Raw genomic sequence first — 18062 nt, 5'->3', positions numbered from 1 at the left:
GAGGAACGATGGGATCGAACAACAAGGGCTTCGTCGCCCGCTTTCTGAACGGCGTCGAGGTCGCCGGCAACAAGTTGCCGGATCCCGCCATTCTCTTCGTGATCTTGCTGGTGCTGACCTGGATCGCCTCGGCAATCCTGGCGCCCATTCAGTTTAACGAGGTCCATCCCGCGACTGGAGATCCGATTCGGGTCACCAATCAGCTAAGCGGAACGTCGATGGTGGGTTTCCTCACCGGCATGGTGAAGACTTTCACCGGGTTTCATCCGTTAGGCGTGGTCCTCGTCGCACTTCTCGGTGTCGGTGTCGCAGAGAGCACCGGATTCATCAACGCGGTTCTGAAGTACATGTTGGGCTTCACCCCCAAGATGCTTCTGACGCCGATGTTGATCCTTGTCGCCATCGTCAGCCACACGGCGGCCGACGCGGGGTATGTGCTGGTGATACCGATTGGAGGTGTCATCTTCTATGCCGCGGGGCGCCATCCACTGGCGGGCATCGCGGCGGCCTTCGCCGGGGTCTCCGGTGGATTCTCCGCCAACTTCATCCCGTCAGGGATCGATCCCCTGCTCCAGGGGATCACCCAGGTCGGAGCACAGATCATCGCCCCCGAGCGATTGGTCAACCCGCTCTGCAACATCTTCTTTACCGGCGCCTCGAGTCTTCTCGTCATCTTCGTCGGCTGGTACATCACCGACCGCATCATCGAGCCGCGTCTGAAGGACACGGAAGTCGACGGCGACCCCGATCAGATGCCGAAGATGGATGAGCTGACCGACAAAGAGCGACGCGGAATGTTCGCGGGGTTGTTCTCGATCGCCCTCGCCGCCGGTTTGCTGATCTGGGCCATGTGGAGTCCGACCTCGGTCTTCAGAAGCCCCGAGGGCTCGCTGACCGCCTTCACGGCGCCGATCATGGGATCGATCGTTCCCCTGATCTTCCTGTTCTTCCTGATCCCCGGCGTCGTCCATGGCTACGTCTCCGGATCGGTAAAGAACCATCGAGACATCGTCAAGGGCATGAGCACGACGATGAGCACGATGGGCTATTACCTCGTGATGGCGTTCTTCGCCGCCCAGTTCATCGCCGCATTCGGTCAGTCGAATGTGGGTGTCCTTATCGCGTTGAAGGGAGCCAACCTGATCCAGTCCATGGGGATGCCGGCCGCGGCGACGATCGTCGGGATGATCTTCCTGAGTGCGTTGGTCAACCTTCTGGTTGGCTCCGCGTCGGCCAAATGGGCGCTGCTCAGCCCGATCTTCGTCCCGATGCTGATGCAGCTCAACCTGTCCCCCGAGTTGACCCAGGCGGCCTACCGCGTCGGCGATTCCACGACCAACATCATCACGCCACTGATGCCCTATTTCCCGCTCGTCGTCGTCTTCTGTCAACGGTATGTGAAGAAGACCGGGATCGGCACCGTGACATCGCTGATGTTGCCGTACTCCGTCGTACTCCTTGTGACCTGGACCTTGTTCCTGCTTGCGTACTGGGCCCTGGGGTTCCCGCTCGGGTTGCAGTCGTCCTATGTCTATCCCTGAACGGTCTCGTAAGACTGAAATGATCTGGAGAGTTTCGTGATGCGTGATTCGATACGTCTGACTCGGTGGTCGGTTCTTGGGCTGACGACGATCCTGCTGTGGGCCGTGCTGGCTCCAGGATCGGTGTTGGCCAAGAAGAAGAAGGACAAGCCCGAAGAGACCACCGAGGCCGAGGAACCCTGGGACGTTCAGGCGCCCGGTGGGCCGGTCTACGAGGCCAAGCTGGATACCGACACCGGAACCTGGATGAACCTCGATGTCAGCCCCGACGGCGAACACGTCATGTTCGATCTACTCGGCGATCTCTACGAGATACCGATTGCCGGCGGCGACGCGGTTTCGCTGACCGACGGGTTCGCCTGGGATATGCATCCACGTTACAGCCCCGACGGGAGTTCGATTGCGTTCACGTCGGATCGCGGTGGTGGCGATAACATCTGGATCATGGATCGGGACGGATCGGATCCACAGGCCGTCTCGGAGGAGTCCTACCGACTGTTGAATAACCCGGTCTGGAGCCCTGACGGAGAGTTCCTTGCCGCACGCAAGCACTTCACGTCTCGGCGCTCCCTCGGTTCGGGAGAGATCTGGCTCTTCCACCGTAGTGGTGGGGCGGGGATCCAGCTCAACGAGAAACCGAACGAGCAGAAGGACCTGGGCGAGCCCGCGTTCTCGCCGGATGGTCGCTACATCTACTTCAGTCAGGACACGACCAGTGGCAGCGTGTTTCAGTACAACAAGGACTCCAACACACAGATCTATACGATCCAACGGATCGATCGAGAAGAGGGCCGTATCGAGACCGTCATCAGCGGTGCCGGTGGCGCCGCCCGTCCGACTCCCTCGCCCGACGGCAAGTGGGTGGCGTTTGTCCGTCGGGTGCGCTTCGACACCTGTCTCTTTCTTCACGACACCGACAGCGGTCGCAACACCAAGCTGACGTGCGACCTGGAACGGGACATGCAAGAGACCTGGGCCGTCCACGGCGTCTACCCCAATATGGCCTGGACGCCGGACAGCGACTCGCTGGTCTACTGGGCGACAGGAACACTCCACCGGATCGAGATCGATTCCCGTGAAATCACACCGATCCCGTTCCGAGTGAAAGACAAGCGGGAGATGGTGGAGGCTCTTCGTTTCCCCGTCGCGGTCGCGCCGGATCAATTCGATGTCAAGATGTTGCGTTGGGTTCAGGTCTCCCCCGCTGGGGATCGCGTCCTCTTTCAGGCCCTCGGCAAATTATGGGTTCGCGACCTTCCCGACGGAGAACCGACTCGGCTGACACTCCAGGACGACCACTTCGAGTTCTATCCGTCCTTCAGTCGCGACGGTCGCTGGGTTGTCTACACGACGTGGCATGACGAAGAGCTCAGCACGATTCAGATTGCCGCGTCGGATGGCACGTCCGTCAAGACGCTCGACGTCGGCCCTGGACACTACATCGAGCCGGTCTTTTCGCCGGACGGTAAGACGGTGGTCTATCGGAAGATCGGTGGAGGGTTCATTCGGAGCGGTCTCTACAGCCAGGAGACCGGGATCTACAGCATCGGACTGAACGGGGGTAAACCGGTTCGCGTAACCCGCAACGGCCGATCCCCACAGTTCGCGGCCGACGGCAGCCGATTGTTTTTCACGACCTCCGAGGCGGAAGATCGTCGAGCTCTCCGCAGCATCGACCTCGACGGGACGGACGAACACGAGCACGTCAACAGTGAGGCCGCGGTGGAGTTCTCGCTTTCGCCTGACGGGCAGTGGCTGGCATTCAGCGAACGATTCAAGACCTACATCGCACCGTTCGTCGCGACCGGAAAACCGATGAGTCTCGGTCCCGGTAGCACGTCCATCCCCGTTCGGCAGGTCAGCCGAGATTCCGGCGATTACCTTCACTGGTCCGGGGACTCGAAGACGCTCCACTGGTCCATGGGTCCTGAGCTGTTCTCGAGAGATCTGAAGGACGCCTTCGCCTTTTACGACGGGGCCCCCGAAGAACTCCCCGAACCGCAGGCCGAGGGCGTCGCCATCGGATTCAGATTCGAGACGGACGTACCGACAGGGGTAGTCGCACTCGTCGGCGCCCGCATCATTACGATGCGCGGCGACGAGGTTCTCGAGCGCGGAACGATCGTGGTCGAAGGTAATCGCATTCAGACGGTCGGCCCCACAGACGAAATCGACGTACCGTCGGGCGCGAAAGTGATCGATGTCGGCGGCCACACGATCATCCCCGGACTGGTCGATGTTCACTGGCACGGAAGTCAGGGAACCTCGGAGATCACACCCCAACGAAACTGGTTCAACGATGCGGCGCTGGCCTTCGGCGTCACCACCGCCCACGATCCCTCCAACGACACCAGCACGTTCTTCGCTGCCAGCGAGTTGGCTAAGGCGGGTTCGATCGTCGGTCCGCGGCTCTACTCCACGGGCATGATCCTCTATGGTGCGAGCGGCTCGTTCAAGGCGATCGTCGACAGCGAAGAGGACGCCGCCGGGCATCTTCGACGCATGAAGGCCGCCGGTGCGTTCAGCGTCAAAAGTTACAACCAGCCACGCCGCGAACAGCGTCAGCAGGTTATTTCCGCCGCGCGAGACCTTGAAATGATGGTCGTACCGGAGGGCGGGTCGCTATTCCAGCACAACATGACGATGGTGGTCGACGGTCACACCGGGGTCGAGCATGCCCTGCCCGTGGCCAACATCTACGACGATGTCCTTCAGCTCTGGTCTCAGAGTCGAACGGGCTACACCCCGACGCTCGGGGTGGGGTATGGCGGCATCTGGGGCGAGAACTACTGGTATGCCCATACGGACGTCTACGCCAACGAGCGTCTCATGGAGTTCGTCCCGCGCCCCTTCGTCGACTCCGTCGCGCGGAGACCCTTCATCGCACCCGAAGAGGAGTACAACCACATCTCGATCGCCAAGGGCTGCAAGGCGTTGACCGACGTGGGTGTGTCGGTCCAACTCGGTGCTCATGGGCAACGGGAAGGACTCGCCGCCCACTGGGAACTCTGGATGTTCGCCCAGGGTGGGATGACGCCTCTCGAGACGTTGCGCGCCGGCACATTGAACGGTGCCGCATACGTCGGCCTCGATAAGGACATCGGCTCCATCGAGGTAGGCAAGCTGGCGGACCTGGCAATCCTGGCAAAGAATCCACTCGAGGAGATCCGTCATACCGACTCCGTGGTCTTCACGATGATCAATGGCCGACTCTTCGACGCCGCCACGATGAACCAGATCGGGAATCACCCGGATTCTCGCCCTCCCCTGTTCTTCAAGGTCCACGGCGAGGACGTCCACGCGGAGAGCATCGGCTGTAGTTGCGTTCGGTCTCATCCGTGAGCCGGGCCGGGTTTCTGGCGTGGGCCTGTCTGCTGCTGCCACTTTCGGTGACGGCCGCGCCGCTGACCCATTACCTGCCTGAGGAAGTTCGTTACGCCGAAGACGTTCCACAACCGGCGGCAACCCTCGGCCACGAGGTGGGCGACTGGCATGTGCGTCACGACGCGCTGCTGGCCTATCTGAGGACGCTGGCGGCTCACTCCGATCGAATCTCTATGGAGGTTCAAGGCAAGACCCACGAAGGCCGCCCGCTGGCTCTCCTGACCATCACGTCACCCCGGAACCATGCGCGCCTGGAGCAGATCCGGGAGGCGCATCTGGCGGTCTCTCGTGGCGAGCTTCCCGCCGAGGATTCTCTACCGGTCGTGATCTGGCTCGGATACAGCATCCACGGGGACGAAGCCAGTGGATCCAACGCCGCACCGCTTACGGCGTACCACCTGGCTGCCGCCCGTGGAGAGGCCATCGACCGGCTACTCGAGAACGCGATCATTCTGATCGATCCAAGTCTGAACCCAGACGGAATGGGGCGATTCGCGAGCTGGGCCAACAGCCATCGTGGGACACGTCCCGTGACGGACCCCAACACTCGGGAGCATCGTCAAGCGTGGCCCGGCGGTCGAACCAACCACTACTGGTTTGACCTGAATCGCGACTGGTTGCTGGTGCAACACCCCGAGTCCCGTGCGCGGGTGGCCACCTATCGCCGATGGCAACCCCATCTTTCGGGCGATTACCACGAGATGGGTTCCGGCTCGACCTACTTCTTCCAGCCTGGAGTTCCGACTCGCACCCATCCGTTGACCCCTGAACGAAACCAGGAGCTGACACGGTCCATCGCCGAGTTTCATGCGGCGACGCTGGATGCCGATGGGACTCCCTACTACACCGAGGAGACGTTCGACGACTTCTACTACGGGAAGGGCTCGACGTATCCGGATATCAACGGCAGCGTCGGTGTCCTGTTCGAGCAATCGAGTGTCCGCGGCCACGCAATGCGCAAGGCTAGCGGAGTCGTCCACTTCGCAGACGCGATCCGCAATCAGTTCCGTACGTCTCTCTCGATGCTGGATGCCGGCCTCGAACTGCGTAAGGAGCTCATCGACTACCGCTACAAGTTCCACCGCGATGTGGCGTCGCTGGCTAAGGCCGACAACGTACGTGGTTGGCTGCTGGCTTTTCCCGGCGACCCTGCCCGCCGACACCACATGCTGGAACTCCTGCAGACTCACGACATTCGCTCTCATGAACTCGCCCGTGAGACGACCATCGATGGTGTTCGTTTTCGCGTCGGCGAGGCCTGGGTCGTCCCCGTCGATCAACCTCAGTATCTGCTGGCGCGGGCCCTGTTCGAGGTCCGCAAGGACTTCGCAGACTCTACGTTTTACGACGTATCTGCATGGACTCTACAGATGGCGATGGGTGCCCAGTTCGTCGAGCTCGACCGAAAGTCGCGCCCCGAGACACTCCTGGGTGATGTCATCGAGAGAAGCACCCTTCCAAACGGGACCCTCCACACCGGTTCGGACGACGTCGCCTGGGTGGTCCCCTGGAACGGCTACTACGCGCCCCGTGCGCTCGTGCGCCTTCTGGAAGCCGACGTAGCCGTCGTCGTCGCCAGCCGAACGATGACGGTCGATACGCCCGATGGGGTCCGAGCTTTCGATCGCGGAAGTCTGCTCGTGCGTCGGGGGGAACAGAGCATCTCGACCGACGACCTCCAGGAATTGCTGTCAACCATCGCCACGGAGGACGGGCTGGATGTTTTCGGCGTACGCAGCGGTCTCACGCCGGCCGGTGTCGATCTCGGCAGCCCGACACTCTTCCCGGTGCGACTGCCAAGACCCCTCCTGGTCACCGGGCGTGGAGTCTCCGCCAACGACGCCGGAGAGATCTGGCACCTTCTGGACTTTCGATTCGGGATCGAACTGCCGATGATCGACGGTCGCGACCTTAGCGACGCAGGCTTGCGGGAGTACAGCCACGTGATCATCGCGGACGGCTCGCCTGAAGGTTGGGGGGACGAGCCTCACGCGGCGTTGCGACGGTTTGTCTCCGATGGCGGGACGGTGATCGCCGGAAACAACGCCGCAGGCTGGATCTCGAAGCAACTCTTCAAGGCCGACGAAGCGATTGAAACGGAAGAAGCCGAAGACAAGACGTCCGACGTACCCAGACCCGCTCGGGTGTCGTACTCCGATTACGATCGACGACGGGCGATCGAACAGATTGGCGGCTCGATCTTCGAGATCGATGTCGACACGACCCACCCGCTGGGCTTCGGTTACGACGACTCACGGGTCGCCGTTTTCAAATCCGGTGCCCGTCAACCCTTTGCGGCCAGCGACAACCCATACGAGAACGTGGCGTTCTACTCGGCTAATCCCCTACTCAGCGGCTATGCGTCCGAGAAGAATCAGGAACGGTTTGCCGAGTCCATCGCAATCCGCGTCGAACATCGTGGACGCGGCCGTACGATCCTGTTTGCGGACAACGTAACTTTCCGGGGCTATTGGTTCGGCGCCAACCGGTTGTTTCTGAACGCGCTGTTCTTCGGAGAGTCGATACGCAAGACGCGGTGGAACGAAGCCGAGCGCTAACCTACACGGAAGCGGACACTTTGCTACCGGGTGCCCAACGTCGGATCAACAACATCGACAGGACTGCGGGGACCGCCAGAATCGCCAGCGCCGTAAACGTCGCGGCGAGTCCGTAGCGATCGCTGACCCAGCCCCCCACGTACGCGCCACTGGCGCCGAGCCCGAAGCTCAACATGAAATAGAGGCCGAAGCCTACTCCGCGTAACTCGGGGGGTGTCAATCGTGCCACGAGCTGATTTCCCACGGGCTGGGTAAAGAAGTGAAAGAAAGAGACTGCCATCACGAGCGGGACTGTCGTCATGCCGTGCACATGAGGAATCATGATCAAGAACGGTATCTGCATCAGCGCCCCGATGAGGAACACCATCGCCGGGTGGATACCGTGATCCGAGAGTCGACCTGCGACGTACATCCCCAGAAGACCCACGCACAGAGCCACGGTTGTCCAGATTCCGCCAACGAGAACGCCGCGATCTGCCACGTCGGTCATCCGCTGCGCGAACAGCTTCGGCAGAAACGTCGTCATTCCGCGATAGACCATGCCGGTAAAACCGATTCCGACCAGCAACGCGATGATCGCGGCATAGCGTGGCGCGCGGAGAGAGCCGATTCGCGAGTGCGTCCGGCCGGTCGTTCCGATAGTCGTCAGCCAGAAACCGATCAGGATGGAGACGATGGCGAGCACACCGAAGGCCGTTCTCCAGCCGAACTTCCAACCCAGCCCACCGACGATCAAAGATGCCAGTGCGACCCCCGTATTGCCGGCCATGCCATGCCAGGCGAAGATGCGTCCGCTCTGAGGGAGTGCGTGAGAGATCCAGGTGGTCCCCGCCGGATGGTAAATACTGAGGGCGGCACCCATGACCGCCGCAGATGCGGTGAACGTTATCAGGTCGTGACTGAGTGCCATCGCTGCCAGCGAGAGACCCGCGCCGAACATGCAGGCCAGAAGCATGAACCGCGAGCCGAAGCGATCGACCAGAAGTCCCGCCGGCAACGAACCGACCCCAAACAGCATCGTGTACAGCGCAACGACGCGACCCATCTCCAGGTCCCCGACACCGAAGTCGGCCTGGATCGCCAGAAGCACGGCCGGAACGCTCAACTCGCAGACGTGGATCCAACCGTGACAGGTTGATGTCGCCGCAAGCACCGTGGATCGTGAGTCTCCCATTCGGCGGAATTCTATCGTGCCCGGATGGTCATGAACGTGACACGTCAAAAAAAAGGCCCGGCGGCTTCAACCACCGGGCGTTCAGTGGGGAGGAGCGAAACCTCCAGGACATGTCTGGCGTTCGACGCGTGATCGCCATCCTTGGCGGAGGTCCCGACACAACCGGTTTCCCGGTCGGGAGCATCGTAGCCCGACACGCGGCAATTTCAACGGACACAGAAATGTTGCTGCGATGCGCTAGGAATTGGGTCGCCATCCGCCGCGGGCATGGGCGACAAACCGCGCTTCGTGAGGATCGGGGGCTCGACCGGAGACGAGGGAGAGCCCGATGAGCAGCAAGATATTGGGACCCAAGCCCAGGATTCCGGCGTGCAGGTTGAACGGTCGGAGGTCACCGTAGATCGCAAAAAACGTGGTCGTCACGGTTCCTGCGATCAAGCCCCACAGAACACCGTTCGCCGACGCTTTGCGCCAGAACAGTGTCGCAAGAACGATCGGTGCGAACTGGACGATCGGACCGTAGGCGAACAGCAGCAGGGCCACGAGACTTCCGCGATAGAGAAACGCCAGAACATACGCCGCGACCAACGTCAGAACGATCGCGACTCGTATCCAACTTCTCTGTTGTTCCTCGTCCAACCGAACACCGAGCCCGGTCACCAGTCCGTCGCGGACCGCGATCGAGCCGGCGGCGTGTGCCATCGCATCGCCTGACGACATCGAGGCTGCCAGGGCTCCTGCACAGAACAACCCAACGACGATGGCCGGGAGGTCGAGGTTGGTCAACAGATGGGGCAGTATCTGGTCCGGCTCTGCGGGAGCCGTTGCGAAGAGGACTCCACAGAATCCCATCAGGAAGACCGGCACGAGAAAGATCTGAAACGTCGGATAAAGAACAACCGTTCGTCGAATGGTCTTCTCGTCACGTGCAGTGAACGCCTTCATGAACGCATGGGGCCAGAACGAGAATCCAAGAATCGAAACAAGAACGGCCGTGGTAAACCCGCCCCAGTTCCATGGTTCCCCGCTTGAGGTCAGTCCCGGTGGCACGAGCAGCTCGGGGCGCTGAGCCGCGATCTGCTCGAACATCGGGCCGACGCCACCGTACAGCTTATAGGGCAGATAGAGACCGAGGCCCCACGCCAGACCGATCATCAGGATCCCCTGAAACGTGTTGGTCCAACCGACGCCAAGAACCCCACTTCGCAGCACGTAGATCAGAACAACTGAGTAGACCAGCGCGCCTCCGACTCGCTGTGGAAGAAAGCCGTCGGTGACAACCTCGAGCACCTTGCCGGCGCCCTGGATCTGCAGCGCCAGATAGGGGACGAATGCGACGACACTGACCACCGCCATCACAAACGCGATGGATGGCTTCTTGAACCGATCGGCAACCATCTCCGCCTGGGTCACGTAACCGAAAGCTCGACCGACGCGTGCCGCACCGGGGCCGCAGAAATAGAAAGGAATCATCCCCAGGGCGCCATAGGCAAGGATGTAGAACGCGGCGGCCCCCCTGGAGTAGGCCCAGCCCGGCGCACCGAGGAACGCGAACGAGCTGAAGATCGTGGCTCCGGTGATGAAGTACAGCAAGACGAGGCCGAGGGTTCGGTCCCCCGCGACGAAACCCGCGGCGGTCGGACTGGAGCGACGGGCAGGCCAGAGGCCGACTCCGAGTGACAACGCCAGGTAGACCACGCACACCGTCGCGACACCCCATGTATCGCTCATCTATCGATCCCCGTCGCCGTCGAGGCGCGGACGTGTCCACTCGTAGGTCGCGACGACGAAGAATGTGAGGACGATCCAGCCGACCAGCCACGCCAACGACCACGGGAGACCGAGGACCAGCGGCCGGATGCGAGCGCCATACCACGGGTAGCCCGGCCACGTGACGGCACCGAGACAGACGATCAGATAGACCGCGAACAGACCGTGGCGCCAGCGGCCACGATCGACGGGTCTCATGGCGTCTCGGCGTTTCGTGTCCATCGCTGCAACCAATCAAGAACGGTCTCGTGCCATTGCTCGGAATTGCTCGGTCGGAGGACCCAGTGATTCTCGTCAGGATAGAACAACAACTTGCTGGGTACGCCTCGGCGCTGGAGTGCCGTGAACGCCCCCAACCCCTGCGACTCCGGCACGCGATAATCAAGCGCGCCGTGAATGACCAGCATCGGTGTTCGCCAGTTATCGACGAACCTGGCCGGGTTGAACTCCTCGAAGTTCTGCGGCACTTCCCACGGGGTTCCACCGTTCTCCCACTCCGGGAACCACAACTCTTCCGTCTCGTAGTACATCGCTCGCGTGTCGAAGACGCCGTCATGATTGACGAGGCATTTGAACCGATCGGACCACTTCCCGGCGATCCAGTTCATCATGTATCCGCCGTAGGAGGCTCCCAACGCGCAGACATTATCGCCGTCCATCCAGGGGAAGCGGGTCAGCGCCGCCGCCAGACCCTTTTGAAGATCTACGAGCGGCTTGCCGCCCCAATCACCCGTGATCGAATCGGTGAACGCCTGCCCATACCCAGTGGATCCGTGGAAATCGACCATGACCACCGCGTATCCGGCGCCCGCGTACGCCTGCGGATTCCAGCGGTAGTGGAAGGAGTTACCGAAGGATCCCTGTGGGCCGCCGTGAACCAGGAACGCGATGGGATACTTCTTGGCGGGATCGAAGTCTGCGGGAGTCAACGCATAGGCGTAGACCTTCTCGTCGTTCCAGCCACGGAACGCGAACTGCTCGGCCGAACCCATGCGGGCGAGCGCGAGACGGGCATCGTTGATCGTTGTCAGGCGACTGGACTTACCTTCGCTGTCCCGCCGGTAGATCTCGGCGGGGCCGCTCAGATGGCTCATCGAATAGACGATACCGCTGTCTCCCGCATCCCCGAACCCGTGTACGGAGCCCTGTTCGATGAGGATGACGGGGTCTCCCCCCGCGGGGTTCAGCGCAAACAGCGAACGCTGCCCGACGTTCGCCGCGGAGATCAGCAGTCGTTTACCGTCGCGACTCCACGCCATCGACCCCGGGGAACGATCCCAGTCCTCGGCGAGGACCCGAGTGTTTCCGGTCTTCGAATCCCTCAGGATCACACGGAAACGGTCCGCTTCGAATCCGGGCCGCGCCATGGCGAGATAGGCCAACGAACTGCCATCGGGCGAGAATACCGGAGCCGCATCCCAGGCGGGATTACTCTCCGTGAGGTTTGTCGGCTCATGTGAGCCGTCGATGGCCACCTGGTAAAGATCGAAATCGGTGGACCAGGATTCTTCCACGCCGACGTCCCGCGCCGAGAAGACCACCGCCTTGCCGTCGGGTGAGACCGTGTAATCCTCCGGCCCCCCGAAGGGACGGGTCGGGGTGTCCGCGTCCATGCCACGCATGAGATCCGCCGGCACCGATGCCCCGTCATCGTCCAGTCGAACGGAGAACAAGTGCGACCGGCGCCCGTCCTTCCACCCGTCCCAGTGCCGTACAAACAGCTGGTCATAGGATTGCCCGCTGGCAGGATTCGATTCGCGAGCGGCGAGACGGTTGACCGTGCAGGCCAGCGTGTCGCAATCGACGAAAACATCCATGGAGACGATGAGCCGGGTTGCACCCGGAACGATCGCAAAACTGCCGACATCGAGCGGCAGGTCCGTAACCGCCTGCGCTTCACCGCCCACAGCTGGCATCTTCCACACCTGTGACGAACCACCACGGGACGACAGGAAATAGAGGTCTCCACCGGCAGACCAGCGGGCCTGGTAGTCGCTGGCCGGGTCGGCGGTCCAGCGCGCCAGACCGCTACCATCCGTACCAACCCGCCACAGATCGGTCCGACCGCGGTCCGCCTCGAGGTCCGTCGTGCGTCGAGTGAACACGACCGTCGATCCGTCGGGGGATACCTGAGGGCCACCCAGGCGGTCCATCGCAAGCATGTCGCTTATGCCGAACGGGTGATCCTCTGAAGCCATCGCCATGCCGCCCAGCACGGAGACCAGAACAACCACCAGAAACACAGATCCCCGATTGCAACCTTGCATCGACGCCTCCCGATTGTTGACCCGCCAACGAGCCTACTTGTATCGCTTTTGCTCTTTACTGAAGTAGACGCGTGTCATGGTGACAACGCTCCCGGAGAGGAAGATCAGCGCGATCAGGTTGGGGAACGACATCAACCCCAGCGCCACGTCGCCGAACGTCCAGACGGCCTTGAGTGGCAGGATCGAGCCGAGGAAAAACATGAATATGAAAATCCAACGATAGATACGTATCGCCCCGCTGCCGAAGAGGTACTCGACGGCTCGGTCGCCGTAGTAAGACCAACTGATCCCGGTGGACACGGCGAACAGGATCACCGCGATGGTGACAAGGTAGTTACCCCAGCCCCCGGGCAGCCCCGTCTTGAACCCGTGCGCCGTTAACGCGGCACCGGTCAGGAGCGCCTCGCCGACCAGAGTCGGCTCTGCGTCTGCGCCCGCGACACTGACCGACCCGTCCGCCGCGACAAGCAGGGTTCCGCTCCATGGTTGGTTTGAAGCTGCCGTGAAGCGTGGCACCTCTACGATCGAGTCCAGCACGACCAGCGAGCCGTCACCGAGCTCCCCGTCGACCACTCGTAACGTGCCTCCACCAGCCGTCTCACGCTCCTCGCGCAGGTTCAGGATTCGGTTGTCGCCGGCATCCTCGATGAGTATCGCCTCGACCGACGAGAGCGGCAGCGTCTGTTCGACCCGATCCTTGTAGACGCCGGTCATCACGATGACGAGACCGGTCATCGTACAGATGACCAACGTGTCGATGAATGGTCCGAGGGATGCCACCAGCCCCTCCCGGACCGGTTCATCGGTTTTTGCGGTCGCGTGGGCGATCGGCGCGCTTCCCTGCCCGGCCTCATTGCTAAACAGCCCGCGACGAATGCCCCACATCAACGTCAACATGAAGGAACCAACCGCTCCACCGGCCAGAGGCTCGGGAGCGAACGCCTCGCGGACGATTCGGGTCAGACCGTCCGGAATCGCAGCGGCGTTCATCGCCAGAATCACCAGCGCGCCGGCAACGTAGAGACTTGCCATCCCAGGCGCCAGAATCGCCGTAACTCGGCCAATCCTCTTGATTCCACCGATAATGACCGCACCCAACAGTGCCGAGAAGATGATCGCGGACCAGATGGTAGGAAGCCCAAAATCGGACTCGATCTGAGTCGCGAGGGTGTTGGACTGATTCATGCAGCCGCCGCCGAACGAACTGATTGCCGCGCAGGCTGCGAAGAACATGGCCATCCACTTCCAGTTCTTTCCCATCCCCTTTTCGATGTAATACATCGGTCCGCCGGAGATCGAACCATCCGCATGAACCTTTCGATGCTTGAGCGCCAGCGTGCACTCGGCATACTTGAGGGCCATTCCGAAGAACGCGGTGACCCACATCCAAAGCAGCGCGCCGGGACCTCCCAGCCGAATGGCGATTGCCACTCCGGCGATGTTCCCGATGCCGACCGTCGCCGACAACGCGGTCGTCAGGGCCCGGAAGTGGTTGAGGTCGCCGGTGTCATCGGGGTTGTCGTAGGCGCCACGAGTGATATCGAGCGCATGCCGGAACCCGCGAACCTGGATGAAGGCGAGCCGAAGCGTGACGTAGAGACCCGCCCCCAGCAGCAGAGCGATGAGCAGCGGAAACAACGACGGCCACTCCCAGACGTACTCCTCGAGGAACTCCGCGATCGGTCCCAGGACACCGTTTACCATCCCGGAGATCGTCCCGGATACTCGTTCGAGCCAAGTCATCTGCAGTCACCCCCCGGAGCGATGCGAACCGTCGCGACGCCCCGTCAGATCGAAGCCGGGGCGCATGTCGCCCGGCACGGCGTCGGAATCCTACCACTGGTTGGCGGTTCGATGGGTGGTTCGCTAAGGTAAGTCGGTTCCACGACAAAACCTCACGAGGGCGAAGATGGCAAGGACCGCATGTTTGATTCCCGGCGACGGAATCGGCCCCGAGGTGATGGATGCGACCAAGCGCATCCTGGAACGGGCCGGTGCGGACCTCAACTGGTTGGAACTGCCGGCGGGATCCGCAGCTTTCGAGACGTATGGCGAGGTTCTTCCGCGGGAGACACTGGATGCCATCGGAGAGCATCGGCTCGCCCTGAAGGGACCCCTGACCACGCCGATCGGCAAGGGCTTCTCGAGCCTGAACGTCACGCTCCGCAAGACGTTCGATCTCTACGCCGCCCTCCGGCCGGTCCGATCGATGCCGGGAGTGAAGACCCGATTCGATGACGTGGAGATCGTCGTGGTTCGTGAGAATACCGAGGGTCTGTACTCCGGACTCGAGCATCAGGTCATCGAGGGCGTTGTCGAGAGCCTCAAGATAACAACCCGAAAGGGTTGTGAGCGGATCGCGCGATTCGCGTTCAACTACGCGAAGGAACGCTCTCGCAAGAAGGTGACCCTGTTCCACAAGGCCAACATCATGAAACTGTCCGATGGACTGTTCATGCAGGTTGCAAATGAGGTCCACGAGGCGGTCGCCCCCGAGATCGAGTATGAAGAATTGATCATCGATAACGGCTGCATGCAGATTGTCCGGGACCCGTCACGCTTTGATGTCTTGCTGCTCGAGAACTACAACGGCGATGTGGTCAGCGATCTCTGCGCGGGTCTCGTCGGTGGGCTCGGCGTGGTTCCAGGCGCCAACATCGGCGATGACTGTGCCATCTTCGAGGCGGTCCACGGCAGCGCGCCCGACATCGCGGGGCAGAACTTGGCGAACCCGCTGGCACTCGTGATGAGTGGTGTGATGATGCTGAACCACATAGGCCAACGAGATAAGGCGACGCGAATCAAAGACGCGTACAACCAGGTGCTGACCAAGGGCGATCCCTCCGTCCTGACACCGGATATCGGTGGCCGCGGCGGCACACGACAGTTCGCCGATGCCGTCTGCGAGTTACTTGGCTAGTCCCGCGGATCTTCGCCGCCGATTCGTCCGACTGACCTGGACGAATATCCTGGCCAATATCACTGTTCCGCTGGCGGGGCTGGTGGACACCGCGATGCTCGGACATCTGCCGAGCATTCGCTATCTGGCCGGTGTCGCCCTGGCCTCGATTCTGTTCGATTACGTCTACTGGACATTCGGGTTCCTCCGGATGGGAACCACGGGTCTCACCGCGCAGGCCGTCGGACGCGGTGCCGAGAGCGAGGTCTACGGCACTCTCTATCGCGCGGCGCTGACGGCACTGGGGATCGGCCTCCTACTCCTCATTTTCCAGATTCCCATTCGAGACGCGGGTCTCGGCCTCCTGCATGGCACGCCGGACGTCATGAACGCCGCTCGCGATTACTTTTCGGCCCGGATCTGGGCCGCACCCGCAGCGCTTCTCAACTTTGCCTGTATCGGCTGGCTTCTGGGTCGGGAGCGCGCCCGAAGCGTCCTGTTGATGACGGTCGTCGCCAACGTCACGAACATCGGATTCAACTGGCTGTTCATTGTCCGACTGGGGCTTGCGGCACGCGGCGCCGGGCTGGCGACGATGGTCAGTCAATACGCGATGTTGGCGGTCGCGATCGTCTTGATCTTGCGATCGGGAAGGCCTGGACAACCCGAGACCGATGCGTTTCGGTGGGGGCGCTGGGTCGAGCTACTGCGCATCAATTTCGATATTGTCGTACGAACGCTGTGCCTGGTCTCGGTTTTCGCGGCATTTACAAACCTCTCGTCGATCCTCGGAACCGTGGCCCTGGCCGCCAACACGTTGATCCTGCGAATCCTCACACTGTCGGCCTACGCGGTGGACGGTGCGGCGTTCGCGTCGGAGAGTCTCGCGGGTTACACGCTCGGAAAACGCGACATGGCAGGGCTGCGGCATGTCGTGCGGATGTCTCTGCGTGTCGGCCTCGGTTTCTCGATGCTGTTGCTCTTGCTAGTGGCGATTGCTCCCAACGCCCTCCTCGGGTTGCTGACCTCGCATCGGGATGTCATCGACCAGTCCATGCGGTTTCTACCCTGGCTGGTGCCGACGCTCCTGGCAGGTTCCCTGGCCTATATGTACGACGGGATCTTCCTCGGCATGACGGAGGTTCGACGCCTCCGGAATGCCATGCTCGGCAGCGCGGCGCTATTCGTGCCGTTGGCCTATTCGGCGTGGAGCCTGCGCAGCATCCACCTTCTATGGATGTCGCTGGCGGCATTTCATCTTGTCCGACCGATCGCGCTCTGGTATCAGCTCAGGCGAGTACTCGCGTCATTAGATCGGATAACCTGATCATAGGTTTCACGCATCGCCTTCGCGATACCGTCCCACGTAAAGTGCTCCTCGATAACCTGGCGCGCGCGAACTTCCATCGCTTCGCGTTTGACGGGATCCTCCAGTAGCTCACGAATACCGGCTGCAAGCGCTTCCGCCTCACCGGACACCACGACGCCACCGCCATATCGGGCAACGGCATCCGCGACGCCAACCCCCGAGGTCAGGACAACGGGTGTCCGCATCGACATGGCCTCGAGAACGACGACGCCGAAGTTTTCAGAATAGGACGGCAGCACCAGCAGCGGTGCCGCCCTCAGCGCTTTCCATTTTTGCTCTTCGTTGAGGTGACCCAGAAAGCGGACGCGGCCGCCAAGACCCAGACGGGCGATCTGCGATTCCAGCTCGTCGCGGTATCCGGTCTCGTCGTTACCGGCGAGATCGAGAGTCACATCGGGAAGCAACGCCAGAGCGGGCAGGAGCCGGTCCAGACCCTTCTCGCGACTGAGCCGACCCAGATAAAGGACCCGACGCTCGGCGGGGTCGATGGCCCGCGGGCCCGGATCGGCCCCGACTTCGATGCCGTTGGGGTGGATCAGGATTTGACGCATCCGAAGCCCCAGTTTCTGGATCTCGTCGCGCTCGTGCCGCGTCGAGGCGATCACCGCCCCGGCGTCGGCAAGCGTCTTGCGTTCGATACCGTGAATCCATGCCGTCTTGACCCACCGACTACGCATCCGGATCAAGTCTCGCACCAGCATGCCACGTGGTGACGTGACGAACGGCACGCGATTTCTTCGGGCAATTCGAGCCGCTCGCCATCCCGGCCAGAGAAAGACACCGTGGAGATGAACGATGTCGTAGCCCGCCATCGTCTCGTCGAGATGACGTGACAGCTCTCTCGAGTAGTACAGCCGGCGTAGGTTACGACTGCGGAAATAGAAGACCCGGACGCCGTCGATATCGACCGGCCGGTCATGGGGGACGTCCGAATCTGCGGCTCCATCGACGCTGGTCGTGACCACGTCGACCTGCGCGCCCCCACGGACCAGTTCGCGGCTCAGTCCGTGGACCGAGCGAATGGGCCCTCCGTATCGCCAGGCCGGAATATAGTATGGGACGACGTGAAGAACGCGCATCGTGTACGATTCTAGCATCGT

General features: G+C 61.8%; 11 protein-coding genes. 5 read left to right on the top strand and 6 right to left on the bottom strand.

From position 1 onward, the window contains the following. Positions 1-8: 8 nt before the first annotated feature. From OES25_00380 to OES25_00370, 3 genes are read left to right on the top strand one after another with little or no spacing between them, the layout of a single operon-like run. Positions 9-1541 carry an AbgT family transporter gene (locus tag OES25_00380; GenBank protein ID MDH3626094.1) on the top strand — a complete coding sequence of 511 codons (1533 nt, stop codon included), beginning with the start codon at positions 9-11 and terminating at the stop codon, positions 1539-1541. A 39-nt stretch (positions 1542-1580) separates the two neighbouring features. Continuing rightward, on the top strand, positions 1581-4883 hold the full coding sequence (locus OES25_00375) for an amidohydrolase family protein (protein ID MDH3626093.1): 3303 nt from the start codon (positions 1581-1583) through the stop codon (positions 4881-4883). Next, a complete protein-coding gene (locus tag OES25_00370) occupies positions 4862-7483 on the top strand; it encodes a M14 family metallopeptidase (GenBank protein MDH3626092.1) in 2622 nt (873 codons plus the stop codon). The genes OES25_00375 and OES25_00370 overlap by 22 nt, the downstream gene beginning before the upstream one ends. A 1-nt stretch (position 7484) precedes the next feature. Here the strand turns inward: OES25_00370 and OES25_00365 are convergent, their stop codons facing one another. The 5 genes from OES25_00365 to OES25_00345 all read right to left on the bottom strand — a co-directional run bounded on the left by OES25_00365 (position 7485) and on the right by OES25_00345 (position 14437). Continuing rightward, positions 7485-8657, bottom strand: coding sequence for an MFS transporter (locus OES25_00365; protein MDH3626091.1), 1173 nt, complete (start codon positions 8655-8657; stop codon positions 7485-7487). A gap of 237 nt (positions 8658-8894) precedes the next feature. Then, positions 8895-10388: a sodium:solute symporter family protein gene (locus OES25_00360; protein MDH3626090.1), complete on the bottom strand. Its 1494-nt coding sequence runs from the start codon at positions 10386-10388 to the stop codon at positions 8895-8897. Then, positions 10389-10625, bottom strand: a complete 237-nt coding sequence (locus tag OES25_00355; GenBank protein MDH3626089.1) for a hypothetical protein — start codon at positions 10623-10625, stop codon at positions 10389-10391. Next, entirely contained in the window at positions 10622-12694 is a 2073-nt protein-coding gene (locus OES25_00350) for a S9 family peptidase (GenBank protein ID MDH3626088.1), read from the bottom strand. The genes OES25_00355 and OES25_00350 overlap by 4 nt, the downstream gene beginning before the upstream one ends. A 33-nt stretch (positions 12695-12727) precedes the next feature. Next, complete coding sequence (locus OES25_00345; GenBank protein MDH3626087.1) at positions 12728-14437, bottom strand: alanine:cation symporter family protein; 1710 nt, start codon at positions 14435-14437, stop codon at positions 12728-12730. Between the two features lie 166 nt (positions 14438-14603). Between OES25_00345 and OES25_00340 the strand changes: the two genes are divergently transcribed. Continuing rightward, positions 14604-15614, top strand: a complete 1011-nt coding sequence (locus OES25_00340) for an isocitrate/isopropylmalate family dehydrogenase (protein MDH3626086.1) — start codon at positions 14604-14606, stop codon at positions 15612-15614. Beyond that, the gene (locus OES25_00335; protein MDH3626085.1) at positions 15607-16920 is read left to right on the top strand and encodes an MATE family efflux transporter; all 1314 of its coding nucleotides are present in this window, start codon (positions 15607-15609) and stop codon (positions 16918-16920) included. Before OES25_00340 ends, OES25_00335 begins: the two co-directional genes overlap by 8 nt. On the opposite strand, the gene OES25_00330 is transcribed toward OES25_00335, so the two are convergent. Beyond that, entirely contained in the window at positions 16878-18041 is a 1164-nt protein-coding gene (locus OES25_00330) for a glycosyltransferase (protein MDH3626084.1), read from the bottom strand. The genes OES25_00335 and OES25_00330 overlap by 43 nt on opposite strands. Positions 18042-18062: the final 21 nt, after the last annotated feature.

The organism is Acidobacteriota bacterium (assembly GCA_029861955.1).
Lineage (GTDB): Bacteria > Acidobacteriota > Polarisedimenticolia > Polarisedimenticolales > Polarisedimenticolaceae > JAOTYK01.
This window is presented reverse-complemented; position numbering and strand designations above follow the sequence as displayed.